Source organism: Caballeronia novacaledonica (assembly GCF_900258035.1).
Classification (GTDB): Bacteria; Pseudomonadota; Gammaproteobacteria; order Burkholderiales; family Burkholderiaceae; genus Caballeronia; species Caballeronia novacaledonica.
Map to the genome: position 1 here is coordinate 49,320 of NZ_OGTP01000015.1, position 22,552 is coordinate 71,871.

A 22,552-nucleotide genomic window follows, 5' to 3' on the forward strand; every position below is an offset into this window, starting at 1 on the left:
CCGCGCTACTTACGCGCAGAACGATTCGATCAGCGCCGCGACACGCTCCGGCTGGTCGTGATGGATCATGTGCCCGGCGTCGTCGACGATTTCCTCGCGCCAGTCGGCGAAAGCGGTGAAGCGCGTCTTGAACTCGGCGACGGGCGTCTGCCCCGCGAAGGCGGCGAGCGTCGGCGAATCCTTGGCCTCGACGTGCAGCACCGGCGCCGTGACGCGCGCCCACGCGGCGCTCACTTCGTCCAGCCGATACAGCGTCGGACCGCGCAACTTGTGGGCCGGATCGGCGAGCAGATGGAAACGCCCGTCGCTTTCCTCGCGCGACCAGTGCTGCGCGAGAAAGCGCGCCCGCGCGAGCGGCAGACGCGGATTCGTGCGCATCAGCCGGTCGGCGACTTCGTCGAGGCTCGCGTAGCTGCGCAGCGCGGGCGGCGTGCGCAGCTCGTCAAGCCATTGCGCGATGCGCCCCGGCGATTGCGACGCGCGCGCCGCCGACAAGCCGAAGCCTTCCAGATCGACCACGCGGCGCACGCGTTCCGGCCGCACGCCCGCATACAGCAGCGCGACGTTCGCGCCCATGCTGTGACCGACGAGATTCACCTGTTCACCGCGCGCGAAGTGGTCGATGAGCACGTCGAGATCGGCGAGATAGTCGGGAAAGTAGTAATGCCCGCCGCCCTTCTCCGCGACCGGCCGGTCCGACAGACCGAAGCCGCGCGCGTCGGGCGCGAGCACTTGCCAGTCGCCGGCGAGCGCGTCGACGGCGAACTGGAACGACGCGCTCATATCCATCCAACCGTGCAGCATGAAGAGCATCGGAGCGTCGGGCAAACCCCAGCGACGCACGTGCAGACGCACGCCGCGTGCATCGACGAATTCGGAGCGCGATTCTTTCATGGCGTCGATTCTGTAAAAAAAGATGACCGTTCGATTATAGCGACGATGGCCGCGGCCTACTTCGCCTCGTCGAGTCCGGCGAGCGCACGCAGTTCGGCCTCGTCGAAGCCCGCGTCGCGGCGCGCCTCGAAGTTGAACGGACCGCGCAGCTTCGGCGCGTGGTATTGCGCGGCGAGGCGTTCGTAGGTCGCGTGCGGATCGAGGCGCTGGCCGTCGCACAGAAAACGGAACCAGCGATTGCCGATCAGCACGTGGCCGATTTCATCGCGCAGGATGACGTCGAGAATGCTCGCGGACGCGTGATCGCCCGCCTGCGCGAGACGTTTGCGAATCGGCGGCGATGCGTCGAGTCCGCGCGCCTCCAGCGTGCGCGGCACGAGCGCCATGCGGGCGAGCACGTCGCCGCGCGTGCGCTGCGCCATGTCCCACAGGCCGTCGTGGGCCGGGAAATCGCCGTAGGCATGTCCGAATTCGGCCAGCCGCGCGACGAGCAGCGAAAAATGATGCGCCTCCTCCGCCGCGACTTTCAACCAGTCGAGATAAAAATCCTGCGGCATCGACGGGAATCGCCACACGGCGTCGAGCGCGAGATTGATCGCGTTGAATTCGATGTGCGCGAGCGCGTGCAGCAACACGGCGCGGCCCGCATCCGACTGCATGCTGCGACGCTTCAGCGACGACGGTTCGACGAGTTCCGGACGCTCCGGCCGGCCGGGCAGGTCGGCGGGTTCATCGAGCGTGGCGTGCGGATCGATGCGGGACGACTGCGCGCCCGCCGAATCGAACAACGCGCGGGCGTGCGCCGCCTTCGTCGCGGGATCGCGTTCGCGCAGGATCGCGAGCGCCGTGCCGCGCGCGCAGGCGCCGGTGTCGGCTTCGGTGGGAATCACAGGGTCGTGCATCGGACTATCTCGAAAAGAGGCGTGCAACCGCGCGCTCCAGCGGACGCTTACGGCAAACAGCTAAAATGGTAATCCCGGCGGACGCAACGCATCGCGTAACAATCGGCGCAGCGAGGAGGCGGCAGGCGCGCATTTTAGCGCCGCCAGCGCCCCACCCTTACGACACCACGCCTCAGGAGACAATGTGGCCATCTACAAACTCGGCGACGACGCCCCGACCATCCACGAAAGCGTGTTCCTTGCGGACGCCGCGACCATCATCGGCCGCGTGACGCTCGAAGAGAACGCGAGCGTGTGGCCCGGCGCCTCGCTGCGCGGCGACAACGAGCCGATCGTCGTCGGGCGTGGCAGCAACGTGCAGGAAGGCGCGGTGCTGCACGCGGATCCCGGCTTTCCTCTGACGATCGAAAGCGGCGTCACCGTCGGTCACCAGGCGATGCTGCACGGCTGCACGATCAAGGAAGGCTCGCTGATCGGCATTCAGGCCGTGGTCTTGAATGGCGCGGTGATCGGCCGCAATTGTCTGGTTGGCGCGGGCGCCGTGGTCACCGAAGGCAAGGTGTTTCCGGACAACACGCTGATTCTCGGCGCGCCGGCGAAGGCGGTCCGGGAAATCGGCGAGGCGGACATCGCCCGCATGCGCGCCGCCACGGCAAGTTACTCCGACCGGCGCGAATACTACAAGGCGCAGCTCGTGCGCATCGGCTAAGGCCCGAAAGAACGGGCGAGCCCCAACACCCAAGGAAGAGTTGTGAACGACCAGTTGCAGAAATTCATGTTCAACGCGGCGCCCGTGCGCGGCGAGATCGTCTCATTGCGCCACACGTGGCAGGAAGTGCTCGCGCGCCGCTCGTATCCCGCGGCCGTGCGCAACGTGCTCGGCGAGATGATGGCCGCATGCGCGCTCTTGTCCGCGAACCTCAAGTTCGACGGCACGCTCGTCATGCAGATCTACGGCGACGGCCCGGTGAAGATGCTGGTCGTGCAGTGCGATTCCAGCCTTTCGCTGCGCGCCACCGCGAAGCTCGCCGACGGCGCCGAGCGCGAACTGGAAAGCGAAATGTCGCTCGCGGAGCTCCTGAACCGTCACGGGCGCGGGCGCTGCGTCATCACGCTCGATCCCACCGACAAAAAGCCGGGACAGCAGCCGTATCAGGGCATCGTGCCGCTGTCGGGCGAGGACGGCCCGCTCGCGTCGATGGCCGAGGTGCTCGAACACTACATGCATCACTCCGAGCAGCTCGACACGCGCCTGTGGCTCGCCGCCGACACCGATCGCGCGGTCGGCATGCTTCTGCAGAAGCTGCCGGGCGATGGCGGCATCGTTCCGCATCCGGGCGAGCACGACGCCGACACCTGGCAGCGCGTCTGCCATCTCGGCAGCACGCTTTCGAACGAGGAATTGCTGAAGGAAGAACCGGACACCGTCTTCAAGCGCCTTTTCTGGCAGGAAAACGTGCAGCACTTCGATCCCGCGCCGGCGCGCTTCCAGTGCACGTGCTCGCGCGAAAAGGTCGGCGGCATGCTCAAGATGCTCGGCCGCGAGGAAGTCGATGGCGTGATCGAAGAGCGCGGCAACGTCGAAGTGCATTGCGAGTTCTGCAATCAGCGCTACGACTTCGACGCCGTCGACGTGGCGCAACTTTTTGTCGCAAAAGAACTCTCACAAGGCGTGAGTCCGGCGTCGGACCGGCGGCACTGAATCGGCGCGAAAGCCTTGTCCAGTGGAGATTGCGCCATCTGCGCCGGGGGCTTGCGAAGCCCTGGTTTCGTTCGGCGCGACGCTTGCGGCCTAAGACTCGCGACAGACTCCGCAAGCTATGATGGGGCTTCCGTACAGATGTCCGGCCCGCTGGAGGTCGAAAATGAAAACCGCAACGCTCAACTGGAATTTGCTGCCGTGCCTTGCCGGCGTCGCGCTCGTCGCCGGCTGCATGATGGATCCGCCCGGCCCTTCGCCGATCTATAGCCGTCTGCCCGATACGCCGCCCGCGCCGCAGCAGACGCTGTCGTCGCAGCAGCAGATGGACCGCTACAACGCCATCGACAAGCAGGCGCTGAACGAATCGCAGCAAGCCGCCGCGGCGGGCAACGCGGCGAAGACGATGTCGCAGTTCTACGCGCCCGCGCCGGTCTCGGTCTACGGCGGCTATTCGAGCGGCGGCTGGGGCGGCCCGTACTGGGGCACCGGCGTTGGAATCGGCACTTGGTGGTGATCGAACCGGCAACGAGCCCGGCAGAAACAAAAATAGCGCGGCCGACAGCCGCGCTATTTTTTTGTTCGATGGACCGGAAAGCCGCCGCTACTGCGCCGCGCCTTCCTGCGGTTTCTTCTTCGCTTCCGCCGCTTTTTCCTTCTGGGCCTTCTTGTCGAGATCGCGCAATTCCTGCTTCGAACGCGACACGGGATTCGGCACCACGCGCAACGGCGCCGCCGATACCTGACCGCGCGTCGAGCCGTTCATGCCCGGCACGTTCGCGGAATTGACGGGCGCGTTCGAATTCGGCGCGACGAACTGAACGAACACCTCGCTGTCCTTCACCATGCCCATTTCGTAGCGCGCGCGCTCTTCCACGGCGGCGGTGCCGCTTTGCAGATCCTGCACTTCGCCCTGAACGCGCTCGTTGCGCAATCTCAGGTTCGTGTTCTTTTCCGTCTGCTGCGCGAGCTGCTGCTGCAATTCGTGCACGCGCAGCCAGCCGCCGTGCCCCCACCAGAGCGGGTATTGGATCAGCACCAGCAACAGAACCAGAACGACAGTTACGAGCCGCATTCACGTAGCCGAAATAAGCGCCGCCCGGCGGCAAACTTGCCGTGGGCGGCGGGCTTCAAAAGATGACGCTTCAAAGACGTCCCAGCGTCTTTATCGACTAAAGCGGCAAAAGCTTTAGCGCAAGTTGTAGAACGCCGACTTGCCCGGGTAGCTCGCGATATCGCCGAGATCTTCCTCGATGCGCAGAAGCTGGTTGTACTTCGAGATGCGGTCGCTGCGCGACAGCGAGCCGGTCTTGATCTGCCCGGCGTTCAGGCCGACGGCGATATCGGCGATCGTCGAATCTTCCGTTTCGCCCGAGCGGTGCGAGATCACGGCCGTGTAGCCCGCGCGCTTGGCCATTTCGATTGCCGCGAAGGTTTCCGTCAGCGTGCCGATCTGGTTGATCTTGATGAGGATCGAGTTGGCGATGCCTTTCTCGATGCCTTCCTTCAAAATGCGCGTGTTGGTGACGAAGAGATCGTCGCCGACGAGCTGAATCTTCTTGCCGAGCTTGTCGGTCAGGAGCTTCCAGCCTTCCCAGTCGGACTCGTGCATGCCGTCTTCGATCGAGACGATCGGGAATTTGTCGGCCAGCGTCGCCAGGTAGTCCGTGAATTCGCTCGACGACAGTTGCAGGCCTTCGCCCGCAAGCTGGTACTTGCCGTCGTGGTAGAACTCGCTCGCCGCGCAGTCGAGCGCCAGCAGCACGTCTTCACCGGCGCGATAACCGGCTTTCTCGATGGCTTGCAGAATCGTCGACAGGCACTCGTCGTTGCTGCCGAAGTTCGGCGCGAAGCCGCCTTCGTCGCCCACGGCCGTGCTCATGCCGCGCTCGGCCAAAATCTTCTTGAGCGCGTGGAACACTTCCGCGCCGCAGCGCAGCGCTTCGCGGAAAGTCGGCTGGCTGACCGGAACGATCATGAATTCCTGGATGTCCAGGCTGTTGTTCGCGTGCGCGCCGCCGTTGACGATGTTCATCATCGGCACCGGCAGTTGCATCGCGCCCGAGCCGCCGAAGTAGCGGTACAGCGGCAGGCCGGCTTCTTCAGCGGCGGCCTTCGCGACGGCCATCGACACGGCGAGCATGGCGTTCGCGCCGAGGCGCGACTTGTTGTCGGTGCCGTCGAGTTCGAGCAGGGTCTTGTCGAGGAAAGCCTGTTCCGAGGCGTCGAGGCCCATGATGGCTTCGGAAATCTCGGTGTTGATGTGTTCGACGGCCTTCAGCACGCCCTTGCCGCCATAGCGGCCTGCTTCGCCGTCGCGTAATTCGATGGCCTCGCGCGAGCCCGTCGATGCGCCCGACGGCACTGCCGCGCGGCCCATCGTGCCCGATTCGAGCAACACGTCGCATTCGACGGTCGGATTGCCTCGCGAATCGAGAATCTCGCGGCCGATGATATCTACGATAGCACTCATGGTTTCCTCAAGAAATGACGATGAATTCTGTCAGTCACAACGAAGCGCGCCGCCTGTTTTTACACTTCGATACACGCAGCGGCACGCGCTTCACTGCTTCGCTCAGACCTTTTCGATGACCACCGGTTCAGCGCCAGCGCAAAGAGCGGTCGTTTCGGGATAGCGACTCGATCTGCGTCGCTTCGTGGGGAGCGGGCGCGGATCCCGCCGATCGGCGCGGGTCGCGGATAACGCCCGGTTGCTTTGCCTCGCTCCTCCGTTGCCCCGGTCACTCAGTGTGACCTTTCTTCGTGACACGGGCGCCGATGATGACGCCCGTGCCGCACTTCCTTTTGCCGCAGATGCTCAGTTGATTCAGTTGAAATCGTTCTCGAGGAACGAGCCGCTCTTCACCGCGCGATCGATGGTGATGAGCGTGGAGAGCAGCGCCTCCATGTGATGCAGCGGCACCGCGTTCGGGCCGTCCGACTTCGCGCATGCCGGGTCCGGGTGCGTCTCCATGAAGAGGCCCGCGACGCCCGTCGCGACCGCCGCGCGCGCGAGCACCGGCACGAACTCTCGCTGACCGCCCGAACTCGTGCCCTGCCCGCCCGGCAACTGCACCGAGTGCGTCGCGTCGAACACGACCGGCGCGCTGGTTTCGCGCATGATCGCGAGCGAGCGCATGTCGGACACGAGATTGTTATAGCCGAACGACACACCGCGTTCGCACGCCATGAAGCGGTCTTCCGACAGACCCGCTTCACGCGCGGCATCGCGCGCCTTGTCGATCACGTTCTTCATGTCGTGCGGCGCGAGGAACTGGCCCTTCTTGATGTTCACGGGCTTGCCCGAACGCGCGCACGCGTGGATGAAATCGGTCTGACGGCACAGGAACGCGGGCGTCTGCAGCACGTCCACGACCGATGCCACCGCTTCGATTTCTTCCTCGGTGTGCACATCCGTGAGAACGGGCACGCCGAGTTGCTTCTTCACTTCGCCGAGGATGCGCAGGCCCTCGTCCATGCCCGGCCCGCGATACGACTTGCCCGAACTCCGGTTCGCCTTGTCGAACGACGACTTGTAGATGAACGGAATGCCCAGCTTCTGCGTGATTTCCTTCAGCCGCCCGGCGACGTCGATCGTCATTTGCTCCGACTCGACGACACACGTGCCCGCGATCAGAAAAAACGGTTTATCGAGACCGGCCTCGAAGTGACACAGCTTCATGCTTGCGCTCCCGCGGTGGCCGCAGCCCGGGCCGGCGCCTTCACGCCGTCGGATTCGGCGTGCGCGCGCGCCGCTTCGACGAACGCCTTGAAAAGCGGATGCCCGTCGCGCGGCGTCGACGTGAATTCGGGGTGGAACTGCACGCCGACGAACCACGGGTGCAGCGATTGCGGCAACTCCATCATTTCAGGCAGATCCTCGCTCGGGGTACGGGCGCTGATGATAAGCCCGCCGGCCTCGAGCTGGGGCACGAAACGGTTATTGACTTCATAACGGTGACGATGACGCTCGTTCACATCGCTGCCGTAGATGCGCTCGGCCATCGTGCCGGGCTTGATCGGGCATTTCTGCGAACCGAGGCGCATGGTGCCGCCGAGATCCGACTCTTCATTGCGCTTCTCGATGCGGCCGGCGCGGTCGTACCACTCGGTGATGAGCGCGACGACCGGATTCTTCGTGTCCTGATCGAACTCGGTGCTGTTCGCATCGGCGAGACCGGCGACGTCGCGCGCGAATTCGATCACCGCGAGCTGCATGCCGAGGCAGATGCCGAGATACGGCGTCTTCGACTCGCGCGCGTAGCGGATGGCCTTGATCTTGCCTTCCGTGCCGCGCCGGCCGAAACCGCCCGGAACGAGCACCGCGTCGAGATGTTTGAGCGCATCGGTGCCTTCGGCGTCGATCTGCTCGGAATCGATGTACTCGATGTTCACCTTCGTCGACGTGTGAATGGCCGCGTGACGCAGCGCTTCGATCAGCGACTTGTACGACTCCGTCAACTCGACATACTTGCCGACCATGCCGATGGTCACTTCGCTCTTCGGGTTCTCCAGCTTCTCGACGAGGTTCGACCACATCGCCAGATCGGCGGGCGGCGGCGAGAGCTTGAGCTCTTCGCAGATGATGTCGTCGAGGTGCTGATCGTTCAGCATCTGCGGAATCTTGTAGATGCTGTCCGCGTCCCACACGGAAATGACCGCGCTTTCCTGCACGTTCGAGAAGAGCGAAATCTTCTGGCGCTCGTCGTCCGGAATCGGGCGATCCGCGCGGCACAGCAGCACGTTCGGATAGATACCGATTTCGCGCAGCTTCTGCACGCTGTGCTGCGTGGGCTTGGTCTTGAGCTCGCCCGCCGTCGCGATGAACGGAACGAGCGTGAGATGCACGAAGCACGCGCTGTTGCGGCCCATGCGCAGGCTCATCTGACGCGCGGCTTCGAGGAACGGCAGCGATTCGATGTCGCCCACCGTGCCGCCGACTTCCACGATGGCGACGTCGGGCTGGCCGCATGTCGCCGCCGCGGCGCCGCGCTCGACGAAAGCCTGGATTTCGTTGGTGATGTGCGGAATGACCTGCACCGTCTTGCCCAGATATTCGCCGCGGCGTTCCTTGCGGATCACCGATTCGTAAATCTGGCCGGTCGTGAAGTTGTTGGCCTTGCGCATCTTCGTGCTGATGAAGCGCTCGTAGTGGCCGAGGTCGAGGTCGGTCTCCGCGCCGTCTTCCGTCACGAACACTTCCCCGTGCTGGAACGGGCTCATCGTGCCGGGGTCGACGTTGATGTAGGGATCGAGCTTGAGGAGAGTGACTTTCAGACCGCGCGATTCGAGGATCGCGGCGAGGGAGGCGGCGGCAATACCCTTGCCAAGGGACGAAACTACGCCGCCGGTGACGAATACATATTTGGTCATCGCTAGATGCTCGCGGGAAAAACGGATTATACCGTAAAGGCAGATTCCCACGAAGCGGGCCAGATGTCGGAATTGACTACGAATCTGCGCTTTTTCGCGTCATTTTTGCGGAACATCGTGGCGGCCGTTCGTCAAGTCCCGCGTGCGCTTCGTCATTGCGGCGACTCCATCGCTTTAAGCAGGCGCTGCACTGCGCGCGCGGTGTCGATCGGGCGCTCCATCGGAAAGAGATGGCTGCCTTCCATCCATTCGATACGGCCGCCGGCGATGCGCCGCGTCATGCCGAGCCCGACTTGCCGGACCTCGCGCGAGTGCGTCCCCGCGATGAAGCCGACCGGCACCGGCACGCCATGCGCGACGCGCGCGCCGAGCGTGTGCGGCAGCGTGCGATAGATCAGATATTCGACGTGACGATCGAACGCGAGCGAGCGCGCGCCGTTTGCATGCGTTTGCGGAATGCCGAAGTCGATGTAATCGGACAACATGCGCTCGTCCCAGCGCGCGAACGCGGGCTTCGACAGAAAATGCCGCCAGGCCTCGTCGCGGCTCGCCCACTGCGTGCGGCGCTTCCTGGTCGCGGCGGCGGGCGACAGCCGCTCGTCCAGTCCGGTCCATTGCGTGACGCGCAGAAGGCTGCTGCGCCAGCCCGCGATCACGGGCGAATCGAGCATCACGACACCTTTCACCCATTGCGGGCGCCTGAGCGCCGCCATCAGCGACACATAGCCGCCGAGCGAGTGCCCGACGAGCCACACTTTCGGATGATGGTCGTCGGCTTCCCGCCGGTAGCGGCTCATGTCGTCGATGAGTTGATCGACGAGATACGGCCAGTCGCGCGTCACCGGAAAGCGCGCGTCATGGCCGATGCGCTCGATGCTGCGAACCTCGTAGTCGTCGGAAAGCTCGGCGAAAATCGTGCGATAAACCGATGCCGGAAAACCGTTCGCGTGCGAAAAATGGATGATGTCTTTCAAGCGTGTCTCTATTTTTTTAGCGCGCCATCCAGTAGCGCGCGTGGCTTTGCCGGTAACGCTCGAACGTGATCTGCGAACCGATTTCGCTGCGTGCCGCGCCGTCGTCGTCACTGCGCGAAAGCACGATATCGCGCATCTGGTAACGCGCGAATACCGTCGGATGCGGATGGTGAAAGCGGTTGCGATAGCCTACCTGAAATATCGCCACGAACGGCCCGACGAAGTCGAGGAAAGGCTCGGTCGACGACGTGCGGCTGCCGTGATGCGGCACGATCAGCACATCGGCGCGCAAGGCGGCGGCGTCGCGAGCGATCAGCGCGTGTTCGACGTCCGCTTCGATATCGGCGGCGAACAACGCCGAACGCCCCGCCGCGTTCGTCACTTTCAGCACGCACGACTGATAGTTCGGCTTTCCCGACAGCGGTCCCGGCCCGGGCCATAGCACCTGGAATTCGACGCCGTCCCACTTCCAGCGCTGCCCCGCCGCGCAGCGCAGCGTCTGCGCGCCGCGTGCGCGCGCGTTCGACCACAGCGCGTCGTTCGCGGGCAGCGACGCGAGAAACTGGCGCACGTCGATCGACTGCAAGACGGCCGGCGCGCCGCCCGCGTGATCCGAATCCGAATGACTGATGACGAGCGCGTCGAGCGCACGAACGCCCGCCGCCTGCAGATACGGCACGACGATGCGCTCGCCCGCGTGCGTCGATTCGGGACCGGGACCGGCGTCGAAGAGCAGGCTGTGCCGCGCCGTTTCGACGACGAGCGCCGAGCCCTGCCCGATATCGAGCGCGGTGACGCGAAACGCGCCTTCGGGCGCGGGATGCGCCGAAGGCGCAAGGAGCGGCAACCACGTCAATGGCGCGGCAAAGCGCAACGGCCATCCGCGCGGCGCGAGCGCCCATGCGACACCGATGCACGATGCGGCGAGCGCCCACGCATTCGGCTTCGGCAAAATCCAGAGCGGCGCCGGCACCGTAGCCGCGAGGCGCGCGAGTGCATCGCAGAGCGCCGAGAGCGCGCCATGCGCGGCGTGGAGCATCGGCGCGTCGAGCGGCGCGGGGAGCATGAGGCCCGCGAGCGTCGCGGGTGTCACGAGCACGCTGATCCACGGTATCGCGAATGCATTCGCGAGCGGACCGAGCAACGGAACCTGCGAGAACCAGTAGACGGTGAGCGGCGCGAGCGCGATCGTCACCGCGTATTGCACGCGTGCGCCCGACGTGACGTGGCGGCGCGCGCGGCCGCAAATTCGCGCGATCACCGGAAGCCATTTCCGCCGGGGCGTGTGCGCGGGACGCTGTCCGACTTCGCTCGGATCGACGCGATCCCATTGATCGATGTCATCGTCATCTCGCGAGTGCGCGCGCGACTCGAAGCGCCCCGCCGACGCGATCGCGTGCAGGATCGCCGCGACCGCGCAGAACGACAGCCAGAATCCCGGCGACGTGACCGCCCACGGATCGTCGATCAGCACCATGACGAGCGCCCACAACAGCACGAGCGACGACAAGGGCCGTCGTCCGCAGAGATACGCGATGGCGAAGATCAGCAGCATGCAGAGCGTGCGTTGCGCCGGGACGTTGAATCCGGCGAGCGCGGCATAGCAGGCGGCGAACACGGCGGAGCCGGCTGCCGCCACCTTGGGCGCGGCCACGATCAGCGGCGCGGGCACGCCGCGCAACTTCACGCGCTTCCACACGAAGCCGAAGGCGAACGCCGCCAGTCCCGCGACGAACCCGATGTGCAAGCCCGATATCGCGACGAGATGACTCGTGCCGGTCGCGCGCATGACGGACCGGTCGGCATCGCTGACCGCGTCCTGCGCGCCCACCGCGAGCGCGACGACGATCCCGCGATGCGGCGCATCGCCGAGCACGGTTTCGATGCGATCGCGCGCGCGGGCACGCAGACGGTCGATCATCAGGCGCGGGCCCGCCGCATCGGGCGTCAGGCGACGCGGTGCGCGCGCTGCCGACACGCTGCCCGTCGCGCGAATGCCGTGCTCGAGCAGCGTCGCTTCGGCATCGCGCAGGCCGAAGTTCGCGTTGGCGTGCGCGCGCTTCAGACGCGCGGTCAAGGTCCATCGCTCGCCGGGCCGGAGTGTCGCGCGATCCGGCGACATCCAGAGCAATCGCACGATGCGCGGAAAGTCGCGCAGGCCCGCGCCGTTCGCTTCGACTTCGAACAGAAAGCGCGCGCCGTCCTCCGTTTGCTCCGGGAGCCCTCGCACGAAGCCCGTCAGCGCGATGTCGCGTTGCTCGTACGCGGCCGGCAACTGCTCGCGCAAGCGGACTTCCGCGCGCATCGCGGCATAGCCGAAACCGAGCGCGCAGGCGCCGATCGCAAAGCTCGCAATGCGCACGCGCGGCTTGGTTACGCCGAGCATCATCGCGACGACGAACGCCACGCAGAGTGCGGACCACACGGCGCCATCCGGCAAGCGAGCCTGCTGCTGCAACGCCCAGACGCCCAACGCAAATCCCAGCAGAATCGCCCGCACTTCTTCCTCTTCGTTCTTCGTCGCCGCCGGTGCGTCGATCGAAACGATTATGCAGAGGCGTGCGCGAGCCGTGGGAGCGCCGCGTGAGCGTTAGCCGTTGTGCCTAGGGCGAGCGTGTTTTCGTCGATGCCGCGCAACTGCGCGAGCACCGTTGCGATGCGCGCGACCTGGTCCGGCGAATTGCGCTGCTTGTAGCGCCACGAAGGCGCGATATCGGGCGCATCGGTTTCGAGGACGATCGAATCGAGCGGAAGATCGGCCGCGAGACGGCGAATCTGCAGCGCGCGCTCGAACGTGAGATTGCCGCCGAAGCCGAGATGCATGCCCTGCGCGATGAACGCCTCGGCCTGCTGGAAACTGCCGTTGAACGCGTGCGCGATGCCGCGATGAATCTCGTGCACGCGCAAGCCTTTCAGCACCTTGTCCTGCGACTTGCGCACGTGGCAAATGACCGGCAGATCGAACTCGCGGGCGAGCTTCAGTTGCGCGTTGTAGAAGAATTGCTGGCGCGCGTCGTCGAGTTTCGGCACGAAATAATCGAGCCCGATTTCGCCGATGCCGACGAACAGCGGATCGTCGAGACTCGCTTCGATCTCGTCGCGCAGCACGCGCAGATCGTCTTCCTGCGCGCCCGGCGTGAAGAGCGGATGAATGCCGAGCGCATACGCGCCGCCCGAAATGCGATGCGCGAGCGCGCGAACCGTCGCGATGTTGGCGAGATCGACGCCCGGAATCACGATGCGCGTCACGCCCGCATCGAGCGCCGCGGCGGCGACGGCGTCACGGTCGGCGTCGAACTCGCCGGCGTCGAGATGACAGTGCGTATCGATCCACATGACGCCTCCCGCACAGAAACGCGTTATACCGGCACCGGCGGCTCTTCGTGCAGCACGCCGTCGCGCAGGCGCATGATGCGGTCGCAGCGCGCGGCGAGATCGGGATCGTGCGTGACGATCACGAAGCTCGTCTCGAGCGTCTGCGACAGCTCCAGCATCAGGTTGAAGACGTTGTCGGCGGTGCCGCCGTCGAGATTGCCGGTGGGTTCGTCGGCGAGCACGCACGCCGGACGCGTGACGAGCGCGCGCGCGATCGCCACACGCTGCCGCTCGCCGCCCGACAGTTCGCCCGGCCGATGCTTCGCGCGGTGCCCGATGCCCACGCGTTCCAGCATCTCTTGCGCCTGCTTGCGCGCGTCGTCCTCGGTCATGCGGCGGATGCGCAGCGGCATCGCGACGTTATCGAGCGCCGTGAATTCCGGCAGCAGATGATGGAACTGATACACGAAGCCGAGCGCACGGTTGCGCAGCTCGTTGCGCTCCTTCTCCTTCAGCTCGGTGAACGGCTTGCCGAGCAGCGACACCTTGCCCGCGCTCGGTTCGTCGAGCCCGCCGAGCACGTGCAGCAGCGTGCTCTTGCCCGAGCCCGACGCGCCGACGATCGCGAGCTTTTCGCCGCGCATCACGTCGAGTTGCGCGTTGTTGAGCACCTGCACGTTGAAGCCGCCCTGCACGAACGTCTTCGAAATGGCCGATGCCTGCAAAACGAGATTGTTGGCCGGAATCAGGTCACTCATAGCGCAGCGCCTCCGCCGGACGAACCTTCGCGCCGCGCCAGCTCGGATAGAGCGTCGCGAGCGACGACAACAGGAAAGCGATGATGCCGATCTTGGCGACATCGCCCGGCACGAGCTCCGACGGCAGTTCGCTGATGAAGTACACCGACGACGGCAGGAACTGAACGTTGAAGAGATGCTCGATCATGGGCACGAGCCACGGAATGCTCCACGCGACGAGACAGCCGAAGGTCACGCCGAGCGCCGTGCCGATGAAGCCGATCGTCACGCCCTGCACGACGAAGATCTTCATGATCGAGCCGGGCTGCGCGCCGAGCGTGCGCAGGATGGCGATATCGGCCTGCTTGTCGGTGACGGTCATCACGAGCGAGGACACCAGATTGAACGCCGCCACCGCGATGATCAGCGTGAGGATGATGAACATCATGCGTTTTTCGATCTGCACGGCGGAGAACCACGTCTTGTTCTGCTGCGTCCAGTCGCGGATATAGAGATCGCCCGACAGCGTGCGCGCGAGCTGCCGCGCGACTTCGGGCGCGCGCTGCATGTCTTTCAGGCGCAGGCGCACGCCGGTCGGCGCGGGCAGGCGGAAGAGCGCTTCGGCGTCGTGGATTTCGATGAGCGCGAGCGTCGAATCGTATTCATAGTGACCGGACTCGAACACGCCGACGACGGTGAACTGCTTGAGCCGCGGCATCATCCCGGCCGGGGTGATGGTGCCTTCGGGCGCGACGAGCGTGATCTTGTCGCCGTCCATCACGCCGAGATTGGCGGCGAGATCCTTGCCGAGCACGATGCCGAATTCGCCCGGCTTGAGATCCGTCAGCTTGCCCGCGCGCATTTCCTTGCCGATGTCGGACACTTCCGGCTCGAGCGACGGCTCCACGCCGCGCAGCGCGACGCCGCTCACGGCGCCTTGCCGCGTGAGCAGGGCCTGCGCTTCGACATAGGGCGCCGCGCCGATCACTTCCGGATTGCGGCGCGCTTCCTGCGCGGTGAGTTGCCAGTTGGGCATGGAGCCTGTCGGCGAGAAAATTTCGACGTGCGCGAGCACCGACAGCATCCGGTCGCGCACTTCCTTCTGGAAGCCGTTCATGACGGACAGCACGACGATCAGCGCGGCGACGCCGAGCGCGATGCCCGCCATGGACACGAGCGCGATGAAGGAGATGAAGCCGTTGCCCGTGGTGCGTTTGCTGGCGCGCGTGTAACGCCAGCCGATCTGCCATTCGTACGGAAGTTTCAAGCGATTCCTTTCTGCTGCTGTCCAGCGTTGTTATGCCCCGATGGCGCGAATTTGCGAAAGTTTGCCATACATGGCGTGTCGGGGACGGCGAGACCGGGTTCGATCTCAGGGCAGAGTCACGCGGCACCACTGGTAGACATACACGCCCTTCCCGATGCCCGACCGGTGGCGCTCGCACGATGCGGTGTCGAGCGTGAAGCCGTTGCGCTCGAATGCGGGCACGGCACGCTCGGCCAGGAAGCGGTTTTCGGCGGCGATGTCGCGCACGTCGTCGGACCGCAGGTCGAGGTGACAGCGTTTCGGGCCGGTCGCATCGTCGTGGAAGCTCGCCCGCAGATGCAGGCGATCGACGGCCCAGCGCAGCGCGCCGCAGCCGCGCGCGCCCAAGGTGAGGCCGAGGCCGTCGAGAATCGCGTTCGTGCGCGCGAGCGTGTCGATCCGACCGTTGTAACTGCCATCGATAATGGCGAACGCGGGACCGCCGCGCGAGCGAACCAGTTCGCGCACGCGTTCCTCGAAAGCCGGTCCGCGCGGGAAACTGCTTTCGATCTGCGTGAACGCCACGTCGGCCGGAAATCGCGTCGCGAGCCAGCTCCAGGCGGTGTCCGGGCTATAGATGATGGCCGTCGTGCGCGCGGGGTCGCCGAGCGTCGGAAGCTCCGCGTGATAGAGCGGGTCCGCCCAGCCTTCGTGGCCCCAGTTGCGCACGCCGCCCGCGACCGTCACGACAACCGCGCCTCCGATGACCCAGAACGCCAAGCGCCGCGCCGGCTCGTACTCGAAGAGGCGCTGGAGCAAGACGAACGTGACGATCGGCGTAAGCACCTCGACCGCGACGAGGTATCGATAAATGCTGAAACCCTTCATCCACGCGAGATAGCCGAACGCGACATACACGACGACGAAGCGCGAACGCGCGTCCAGGCGCAACGCGACGCGTCCCCGCAGCTTCCGGACGATGCAGACCGCGACCCAGATCCAAAACACCGCGTACACGACAGGCCAGACGATCTGACGCACCGGCACTTCGCCGACGCGCTTCGGATCGGCGGCGAACACGAACGGCCAAAGCACGGTTTCGAGCAGATTGCGCGGCAACCAGCGTACGTCGCCGGTGATCGGCACGGTGAGCGGATTGGGAAACCACTTCGCGAAAAGCGGAAAGAAAGGGTTGCCGAACAACTGCCACATGTGGAACAGCCAGTAGCCGCCGGTCACGGCGAATCCGGCCAGCGAGCCCACGCCGAATAGAAACGCGAGTCGCACGCGCGCGCCGAGCGAAGCGGGATAGCCGAGCAGGGCCACGCACAGCGCCGCCGCGAAAATCGCGTTGGTCAGTTTGAAGCCGACGCCGAGCCCGCAGACCACCCCGCTGCCGATGAGGATCAGCCAGGCGCGCATGCGAACCGCGGACAGCGCATCCCAGTTCCTGAGCAGCAGCAGCAAACTCGCGAGGCTGAAGAACGCGGTCGAGTCGTCGCCCATCGAGTTGCCGAGGCCCGTCAGGAAGCTCGCGCTCAGGCTGCCCGCGAGCGCAAGCAGAAGCGGCACGCGATTCACGTCCTCGGCTGCTCGTCGCGGCACCGCGAACCGCGCGATATGGAACAGGAGCACGAACACGAGGCCGTGCAACGCGCCCATCGCGAAGCCGACGGCGCGCGACGGCAGATGTGTGTTGAGCCAGTACATCCCGACGTCGAGCATCGGGTTGAAGAACGATTGCATGCCCGCGGGCGCGAAATCGATCGACAGTTTGCCGTTGATCCACGCAAACGGGTCGTAGAGGTGATAGTTGAGCAAATCCCAATTGGCGTCGGCGCCGAGCCAGAGGGAATAAAGGCCGAAGAACACCGGCACGAAGACGAGCGCCAGAGCGCTCGTGCGCGACGCGTTCAAATCGGGCGATTTCAGCCGCGCCGTCCACGAGGACGACGCGGGCACGTCAGTTTGCGACATTGGACTGCTTGTTCCGATGTTTGAAGACCCACCATTTGACGGTGGCGAAATTGACGATCATGCCCGCCAGCGAGCCCACTGCGACCGCGATGGTCGGTAGCCACGCAGTCGGGCGAAGGTTGATCACGATGGCCGTGTAGGCGAGGTAGTTGACGCTGCCGCCGACAGAAGCCGCGGCGAGATAACGCCACCATTCCGCCCAGGTCGAACGCTTCACCACGCCGGGAAAGCTGAAACGCCGGTTGATCCGCCAGGTGACGAACACGGCGCACAAAAACGACACGGCGCGACCCGCGAAATACCCGAGGCCGAGCGTGAGCCCGAGCATCAGCACACCCGCATCGACGATGAAACCAACCGCACCGGCGAACGCGAAACGGAGAAACTGCCCTCCCACGTCAGGACGCATCCGGATAGTCGGCCGGGCCGCGCTGATTGAGATAGGCAAAACGTTTCGTCTCGCTGCGTCCGTGCGTGACGGTATCGAGCACGATTCCGCAAGTGAGCAGCACGGCACCGAGCAGCATGAGCGCCGCGCATAACACCGCGGTGGGCAGCCGCGGCACGAGGCCGGTTCTGAAATAATCCTCGATGACGGGCAACGCGAGCAGCACCGAGGTCAACGCGCATCCGGCAAAGCCAACCGAGAAGAACATCAGCGGACGCTCGGTCTTGAAGAGCTTGAAGATCGTGAGCAAGATCCGCCAGCCGTCGCGATATGTGTTGAGCTTGCTTTCCGAGCCGGCCGGCCGCGAGCGATAGCACGTGTCCATCTCCGCAACGGGCATGCGCAATTCGAGTGCGTGGACCGTCAACTCAGTTTCCGTTTCGAAGCCGGCCGCATGCGCCGGGAACGACTTCACGTATCTGCGCGAGAACACGCGGTATCCCGAGAGCATGTCGGTGAAGGTCCGTCCGAAGAGCGTCGCCACGCAGCGCGTCAACAACCGATTGCCGAAGCGATGACCCAGGCGGTAAGCCTCCCGCTCCTGCGAACGGCGGGCCCCGACGACCATATCCAGCCCGTTCGCCAGCAATTTCTCGACGAGCGCCGGTGCGGCGTTTGCATCGTAGGTGTCGTCGCCATCGACGAGTACGTAGACGTCGGCCTCCACGTCCGCGAACATGCGGCGGATCACGTTGCCCTTGCCCTGATCTGCAACTTGCCGCACCAGCGCGCCCGCGCGTCTCGCGGCTGCGGCGGTGTCGTCAGACGAGCAGTTGTCGAAAACGTAGACCTTCGCGCCTGGCAGCGCCGCGAGAAAGCCCTGCACCACCGATCCAACCGTAACGGCTTCGTTATAGCAAGGCACCAGTACGGCAATGCGCGTGTGATCGAAACGTGAAGCGCAGGGCGCCATGGCATCGCGGTGCAGAAGATCGGCCAACGTCTGCTTCATATCGGGAGTTCGAGGATCGAAAGGGACTGCGGAATGTGTGATTTTACCTATCCGCCTGGGTCGGGTGCGCCGCGCCGGGTTTTGCGACGCTAAGACCCGCCGCCTGCATCGAACGACGCCCTCGCCTGCGCCGGAGCGGTCCATCGCCGTGCCCGCTTTGCCCTACAATGCCGAGCATCATGCCCGTTCACCATCTCCATCTCCTGCTGCCGTTCGCCCTGCCTTCCGCCGCGGATGCCGCCATCGCCCTGCACGGACTGGAAAGCGCGGCGCTCGACAAGCTGCTCGCCCGCGCGACGCTCGAGGAACGCGTCGTCGGCGAGGATTTTCAGCGCACGCTCCCGCACGAACGCTGGATCGCGCGGCGCTTCAACGCCGTCACGCCCTCCGATCAGCGCTACGCCGACGACGCTCCGCTCGCGCCCTTCATGCTGCTCGCCGACGGCGGCATGCCCGGCGATGCGTCCTGGGCCTGCATCGAGCCGGTTCACGTGCGTATCGCGCACGATCATCTCGTGCTGATCGATCCCGACACGCTCGGCGTGCACACGGAAGAAGCGCGCGCGCTGCTGCAGACCGCGCGGCCGGCGATCGAAGACCTGGGCGTCACGCTGCAAGCGCCGACGCCATTGCGCTGGTACGTGTCGGGCGAAGCGCTCGGCTCGCTCGCGGGCGCATCGCCGTTGCGCGCGACGGGCCGCAACATCGAAATCTGGCTGCCGCACGAAGCGCGCACCGGCGAGCGCTCGCGCGCATGGATGAAGCTCCAGAACGAAGTGCAGATGGCGTGGTTCGAACATCCGCTGAATCTGGAACGCGAATCGCGCGGCCTGCCCGCCATCAATTCGATCTGGCTCCACGGTCAAGGCACGATGCGCCCCGTGACGAGCCCCTTCACGCACGTCATGTCCGACGCCGCCGCCTCGCGCGGCCTCGCGATCGCTGCGGGCATCAAACCCGACTCGCCGCCCGAATCGTTCCCCGCGCTCGCGAACAGCTTGACCGAAGGCAGCACATTGGTCGAGCTGAATCCGTTCTCCGCGCCGTTCATCGAGCAGGACTGGGCGCGCTGGAACGCGTCGCTCGTGGAACTCGAAGCCGCGTGGTTCGCGCCCGCGCTGCACGCGCTAACCGACGGCTCGCTCGGCCGCCTGAGCCTCACGCTCTGCGGCGACACCGGCTCGGTCACGCTCTGCGTCACGCGCGCCGATCTGCGCAAGTTCTGGCGGCGCCGTCCGGTCGCGGCGCTCTTCATCGAATAAGGCACACCCTGCAATGACGCGAATCGTTACGCGCGCCTCTTCTCCCGCCGACGCCGAAGCGCTCATGCGCCACGGCCTGCATCCCGTCATCGCGCGCCTGTACGCATCGCGCGGCGTGAGCTCGCCCGATGAAGTCGAAACCGAATTCAAGCGCCTGCACGCGCCCGCCGGCCTGAAAGGCTGCGACGACGCAGCGCTCGTGCTCGCCGATGCGCTCGCCGCGGGCAAGCGCATGCTCGTCGTCGCGGATTACGACTGCGACGGCGCCACCGCCTGCGCGGTCGCCGTGCGCGGCCTGCGCATGTTCGGCGCGAACATCGACTATCTGGTGCCGAACCGCTTCGAATACGGCTACGGGCTCACGTCGGAAATCGTCGAGCTGGCGGCGCGTTCGAAGGCCGGCCTGCCCGATCTGCTGATCACGGTCGACAACGGCATCGCAAGCGTGGACGGCGTCGCCGCGGCGAATGCGCTCGGCATCGACGTGCTCGTCACCGATCATCACCTGCCCGGCGACGAACTGCCCGCCGCGCGCGCGATCGTCAATCCGAACCAGCCCGGCTGCGCGTTTCCGAGCAAGTGCATCGCGGGCGTGGGCGTGATGTTCTATGTGCTGCTCGCGCTGCGCGCCGAATTGCGCCAGCGCGGCGCTTACCAGGACGCGCCCGAGCCGCGCCTCGACGGCCTGCTCGATCTCGTGGCGCTCGGCACGGTCGCCGATGTCGTCAAGCTGGATTGCAACAACCGGATTCTGGTCGCGCAAGGTCTGAAGCGGATTCGCTCGGGCCGCATGCAGCCGGGCATCGCCGCCCTTTTCCGCGCCGCTGGCCGCGATGCGCGCGCGGCGTCGGGCTTCGATCTCGGCTTCGCGCTCGGCCCGCGTCTGAATGCGGCGGGACGGCTGTCGGACATGTCGCTCGGCATCGAATGCCTCACCACCGACGACATCGGCCGCGCGTGGGAACTCGCGCAGCAACTCGATTCGATGAACCGCGAGCGTCGCGAAATCGAAGCCGGCATGCAGCAGCAGGCGCTCGCCGAACTGCAAACGATCGATCCGGGCGAGCGCGCGACGCTCACGCTCTACGACGCGAGCTGGCATCAGGGCGTGATCGGCATCGTCGCGGGGCGGTTGAAGGAGCGGTTCCATCGGCCGTCGTTCACGTTCGCGCACGCCGACGACAGCGGATCGCTTTGCAAAGGCTCCGGCCGCTCGATTCCGGGTTTTCATCTGCGCGATGCCGTCGATCTGATCAGCAAGCGCGAGCCCGGCCTCATCCACAAGTTCGGCGGCCACGCGATGGCCGCGGGCCTGACGATTTCCACCGCCGACATTCCGCGTTTCACCGAAGCGTTCGAAGCGATCGGCCGCGAATGGCTGACGGCCGAAGCGCTCTCGCGCACCGTCGAAACCGACGGCGAACTGGAAGACGCGTACTTCACGCCGCAATTCGTCGATTTGCTCGACGCCGCCGTCTGGGGACAAGGCTTTCCCGCGCCGACGTTCTCCGGCGAGTTCGAAGTCGCGTCGCAGGCGCTCGTGAAGGAGAAACATCTGAAACTGTCGCTTCTGCGCGGGCGTCAGCGCTACAACGCGATCTGGTTCAACCACGTCGATCCGCTGCCGCCGCGCGCGACCGTCGCGTACCGGCTCGTCAGCGATTCGTGGAACGGCGTGGCGCGGGTGCAACTGATCGTCGAGCACGCGGCGTAATTCGTATCGGCGACAAACTCGCGTGCGGGAATCGACAGGGGCGAATCGGCCAATTGTCATTTTCGCGGACAGTTTAACGAATGCCCTGTCCGCGCAAATATAATTGCGCGCTTACGGATTCCGAAGTTTTCGCCTTTCGATGAGTACTGAAAAAATCAACTTGCGCAATGTGACGCTTTGCGCGGTCGACTGTTTGAATCCCGCGCTCGCCGCCCGCGCGCTGGAGATTTCCCAAAGCCAAATCCTGTTTGGCGACACGCTTCTTCTGACCGACCAACGCATTGAAACTCGTGCGCGAATCGATCTGATACCGCGCATCAAATCCCGGGAAGAATATAGCGTCTTCGTCATGACGCAACTCCTCGAACATATTTCGACACCCTGGATTCTGCTCGTTCAATGGGACGGATTCGTCGCGAATCCTTCCGCGTGGTCGGAAGATTTCTTTTCCTTCGATTACATCGGCGCGCGCTGGCCGAATCACCGCGACGGCATGGATGTCGGAAATGGCGGCTTTACGCTGCGCTCCAGACGGCTTCTCCAGATTCTCGCCACTGACGAACGATTCACCCCGCATGCGAATCAGGTGGAAGATGAACTCATTTGCCGGACATATCGCCCGATGCTGGAAGCGGAATATGGCATCCGTTTCGCGCCCGCGCATATCGCCGACCGTTTCTCCGCCGAATTCACCACGCCGTGCGGGCCCACCTTCGGTTTTCATGGCGTTTTCAATATGTACCGCCACGTCGGAGACGACGATCTGATTTTCTTCGCGCGAAATGCCCAGCGAGGCTCGGTTCTAACAATCGATTTCATCGATCTTTGCCTGAGTTGCCTCAAGCAAGGCAGAGCATCGGTCGCGAACGCGCTCTACTCGACATTGCGTTCTTTCGTCAGCGCAAAGGAAATCGAAGAGACTTTCCGCAACGAGAAAATCGGCGCGACACCGGACGAAGCCGCCAAGCACATCGCGGCGCTCGAAGCGCTGCGCGAGGCGCCTGCGCGGTCGCAGTAAGACGGTTCGCGTGCGCCGCCGGCAACGGGCGGAAGGCGTCG

General features: G+C 65.0%; 20 protein-coding genes. 6 read left to right on the forward strand and 14 right to left on the reverse strand.

Annotated elements, in window-relative coordinates; all coding sequences use genetic code 11:
* Positions 1–9: 9 nt before the first annotated feature.
* Together NOV72_RS20405 and NOV72_RS20410 are read right to left on the reverse strand one after the other, a co-directional pair.
* Positions 10–894, reverse strand: coding sequence for an alpha/beta fold hydrolase (locus tag NOV72_RS20405; protein WP_106856398.1), 885 nt, complete (start codon positions 892–894; stop codon positions 10–12).
* Between the two features lie 56 nt (positions 895–950).
* Positions 951–1,796 carry a ferritin-like domain-containing protein gene (locus tag NOV72_RS20410; RefSeq protein WP_106856399.1) on the reverse strand — a complete coding sequence of 282 codons (846 nt, stop codon included), beginning with the start codon at positions 1,794–1,796 and terminating at the stop codon, positions 951–953.
* A gap of 184 nt (positions 1,797–1,980) precedes the next feature.
* Here NOV72_RS20410 and NOV72_RS20415 point away from each other — a divergent pair, with 184 nt between their 5' ends.
* From NOV72_RS20415 to NOV72_RS20425, 3 genes are all read left to right on the forward strand, one after another.
* Positions 1,981–2,505 (forward strand): gamma carbonic anhydrase family protein, encoded by a 525-nt coding sequence (locus NOV72_RS20415; protein WP_106856400.1) that lies wholly within the window; start codon positions 1,981–1,983, stop codon positions 2,503–2,505.
* Between the two features lie 42 nt (positions 2,506–2,547).
* Positions 2,548–3,498 carry an Hsp33 family molecular chaperone HslO gene (hslO, locus tag NOV72_RS20420; protein WP_106856401.1) on the forward strand — a complete coding sequence of 317 codons (951 nt, stop codon included), beginning with the start codon at positions 2,548–2,550 and terminating at the stop codon, positions 3,496–3,498.
* Between the two features lie 163 nt (positions 3,499–3,661).
* Complete coding sequence (locus tag NOV72_RS20425; protein ID WP_106856402.1) at positions 3,662–4,012, forward strand: hypothetical protein; 351 nt, start codon at positions 3,662–3,664, stop codon at positions 4,010–4,012.
* A gap of 87 nt (positions 4,013–4,099) precedes the next feature.
* On the opposite strand, the gene ftsB is transcribed toward NOV72_RS20425, so the two are convergent.
* From ftsB to NOV72_RS20485, 12 genes are all read right to left on the reverse strand, one after another.
* Positions 4,100–4,570, reverse strand: a complete 471-nt coding sequence (ftsB, locus tag NOV72_RS20430) for a cell division protein FtsB (protein WP_106856403.1) — start codon at positions 4,568–4,570, stop codon at positions 4,100–4,102.
* 114 nt (positions 4,571–4,684) lie between these two features.
* A complete protein-coding gene (eno, locus tag NOV72_RS20435) occupies positions 4,685–5,968 on the reverse strand; it encodes a phosphopyruvate hydratase (protein WP_106856404.1) in 1,284 nt (427 codons plus the stop codon).
* A 354-nt stretch (positions 5,969–6,322) separates the two neighbouring features.
* Positions 6,323–7,177, reverse strand: a complete 855-nt coding sequence (kdsA, locus tag NOV72_RS20440) for a 3-deoxy-8-phosphooctulonate synthase (RefSeq protein ID WP_106856405.1) — start codon at positions 7,175–7,177, stop codon at positions 6,323–6,325.
* Positions 7,174–8,868 (reverse strand): CTP synthase, encoded by a 1,695-nt coding sequence (locus NOV72_RS20445; protein ID WP_106856406.1) that lies wholly within the window; start codon positions 8,866–8,868, stop codon positions 7,174–7,176. Before NOV72_RS20445 ends, kdsA begins: the two co-directional genes overlap by 4 nt.
* A gap of 152 nt (positions 8,869–9,020) precedes the next feature.
* The gene (locus NOV72_RS20450) at positions 9,021–9,842 is read right to left on the reverse strand and encodes an alpha/beta fold hydrolase (protein ID WP_106856407.1); all 822 of its coding nucleotides are present in this window, start codon (positions 9,840–9,842) and stop codon (positions 9,021–9,023) included.
* A gap of 16 nt (positions 9,843–9,858) precedes the next feature.
* The gene (locus NOV72_RS20455) at positions 9,859–12,342 is read right to left on the reverse strand and encodes a DNA internalization-related competence protein ComEC/Rec2 (protein WP_106856408.1); all 2,484 of its coding nucleotides are present in this window, start codon (positions 12,340–12,342) and stop codon (positions 9,859–9,861) included.
* A gap of 47 nt (positions 12,343–12,389) precedes the next feature.
* The gene (locus NOV72_RS20460; RefSeq protein ID WP_106856409.1) at positions 12,390–13,178 is read right to left on the reverse strand and encodes a TatD family hydrolase; all 789 of its coding nucleotides are present in this window, start codon (positions 13,176–13,178) and stop codon (positions 12,390–12,392) included.
* Positions 13,179–13,201: 23 nt separating this feature from the next.
* Positions 13,202–13,915, reverse strand: a complete 714-nt coding sequence (gene lolD / locus NOV72_RS20465; protein WP_106856410.1) for a lipoprotein-releasing ABC transporter ATP-binding protein LolD — start codon at positions 13,913–13,915, stop codon at positions 13,202–13,204.
* Positions 13,908–15,161, reverse strand: coding sequence for a lipoprotein-releasing ABC transporter permease subunit (locus tag NOV72_RS20470; protein WP_106856411.1), 1,254 nt, complete (start codon positions 15,159–15,161; stop codon positions 13,908–13,910). The genes lolD and NOV72_RS20470 overlap by 8 nt, the downstream gene beginning before the upstream one ends.
* A gap of 105 nt (positions 15,162–15,266) precedes the next feature.
* Positions 15,267–17,117 (reverse strand): hypothetical protein, encoded by a 1,851-nt coding sequence (locus NOV72_RS20475; protein ID WP_106856412.1) that lies wholly within the window; start codon positions 17,115–17,117, stop codon positions 15,267–15,269.
* The gene (locus NOV72_RS20480; protein ID WP_106856499.1) at positions 17,104–17,514 is read right to left on the reverse strand and encodes a GtrA family protein; all 411 of its coding nucleotides are present in this window, start codon (positions 17,512–17,514) and stop codon (positions 17,104–17,106) included. The genes NOV72_RS20475 and NOV72_RS20480 overlap by 14 nt, the downstream gene beginning before the upstream one ends.
* Position 17,515: 1 nt before the next feature.
* The gene (locus NOV72_RS20485; RefSeq protein WP_106856500.1) at positions 17,516–18,478 is read right to left on the reverse strand and encodes a glycosyltransferase family 2 protein; all 963 of its coding nucleotides are present in this window, start codon (positions 18,476–18,478) and stop codon (positions 17,516–17,518) included.
* Positions 18,479–18,684: 206 nt separating this feature from the next.
* Here NOV72_RS20485 and NOV72_RS20490 point away from each other — a divergent pair, with 206 nt between their 5' ends.
* From NOV72_RS20490 to NOV72_RS20500, 3 genes are all read left to right on the forward strand, one after another.
* Positions 18,685–19,779: a regulator gene (locus tag NOV72_RS20490; protein ID WP_106856413.1), complete on the forward strand. Its 1,095-nt coding sequence runs from the start codon at positions 18,685–18,687 to the stop codon at positions 19,777–19,779.
* A gap of 13 nt (positions 19,780–19,792) precedes the next feature.
* A complete protein-coding gene (recJ, locus tag NOV72_RS20495) occupies positions 19,793–21,493 on the forward strand; it encodes a single-stranded-DNA-specific exonuclease RecJ (protein ID WP_106856414.1) in 1,701 nt (566 codons plus the stop codon).
* 193 nt (positions 21,494–21,686) lie between these two features.
* Positions 21,687–22,511 (forward strand): DUF5672 family protein, encoded by an 825-nt coding sequence (locus tag NOV72_RS20500; RefSeq protein ID WP_181291127.1) that lies wholly within the window; start codon positions 21,687–21,689, stop codon positions 22,509–22,511.
* Positions 22,512–22,552: the final 41 nt, after the last annotated feature.